1 pseudogene is annotated in these 1,240 nt (G+C 76.3%); it reads right to left on the bottom strand.

Features of this window, described 5'->3' with window-relative positions:
- Window positions 1–1,240: pseudogene (locus tag EHS43_RS46965) on the bottom strand (LuxR family transcriptional regulator); the annotation flags it as partial.

The following is a 1,240-nucleotide window of genomic DNA, read 5'->3' on the forward strand; positions in this document are numbered from 1 at the left end:
GGGCGCGCCGCCGGGGCGCTGCCGCTGACCCTCGCCGGGGGCCGGGCGGTGGGTGCGCCGGGCCACCGTGGGGTGCGTCCACGCCAGCCACCGTTCGGTGTCCTCCAGCTGTGCGGCGACCTCGCTGTGCGGCTCGGGGCGTTCCTCGCGCAGCCGCTCCAACAGCGGGCCGGCCTCCGCCGGGCGTCCCTGCCACAGGAGTTGGCGTACGAGGTCGATGGTGTGGGCCGAGTCCAGGTCACCGGCGCGGGCGGCGGCGGTGAGGACGGCGAGGTGGTGTTCGGCGGCCGCCGGGTCGAACAGGCGGCGCACCTGGACGAGCCGGGCCTCGATGGCGGCCCGCCCCGGCTCCTGGTCGGTCCGGGCGCGCAGCGCGGCCTCCAGCGCGGCGACCGCGCGGTGGGTGCGGCCGGCGAGGAGCTCCTGCTCGGCCGCCTCCAGCAGCACGTCGACGCTCCAGTCGCCGCCGGGCCGGTCGAGTTCGGTGAGCTGCCGGGCGATGTCCGGGGCGGGGCAGCCCTGTTCGTACATCAGCGAGGCCGCGGTCTGCCGCAGCCGGTCGCGCTCCTCGGGGGCCAGGTCCTCGAGTACGGCCTGCCGGGTGATGTCGTGACGCAGGACGGGGCCGTCCATCAGCCCTACGGACTCCAGCAGCCCGAGCGCGCTCTCGGCCGTGCCCGTGTCGACGCCGGCGAGCCGCGCGAGGCGCTCCGGATGACCGGTCCCGAGCACGGTGACCGCGCGGGCCACGGCCACGACCTGTGCGTCCAGCCGGCCGAGCTGGCGCAGCACGGCGCGGCCGTACCCCTCCTTGCGGACACCGCCGCCCAGGGTGTGGTCGTCGAGCAGGGCGCGCAGCAGCAGGAGGTTGCCGCCGCTGCACGCGTGGAACTCCGGCGCGAGGCGTTCGGCCGCGGCCTGGTCGTCGAGGTGCACGCCGAGCAGTCCCGCGACCTGCTCCTCGGTCAGCGGGGCCAGCGGGATGCGCCGGGTGTGCGGCTGGTCGAGCAGTTCGGTACGGAACTGCGAGCGGCCGGACTGCGCCACGGTGTCGTCGGCGAGGACCAGCACGATCCGCGCGGAGGCGGAGCGCCGGGCGAGGTAGAGGAGGCAGTCGAGGGAACGGGGGTCGGCGTGGCGGAGGTTGTCGATGCCGATGAAGAGGGAGGCGGTGACTCCTTCGGGGCCGGCGGTGGCTCGTCCGGGAACGGCGGTGGCTCGTCCGGGAACGGCGGTGGCT

It is taken from the genome of Streptomyces sp. RP5T (genome assembly GCF_003933965.1).
GTDB lineage: Bacteria > Actinomycetota > Actinomycetes > Streptomycetales > Streptomycetaceae > Streptomyces.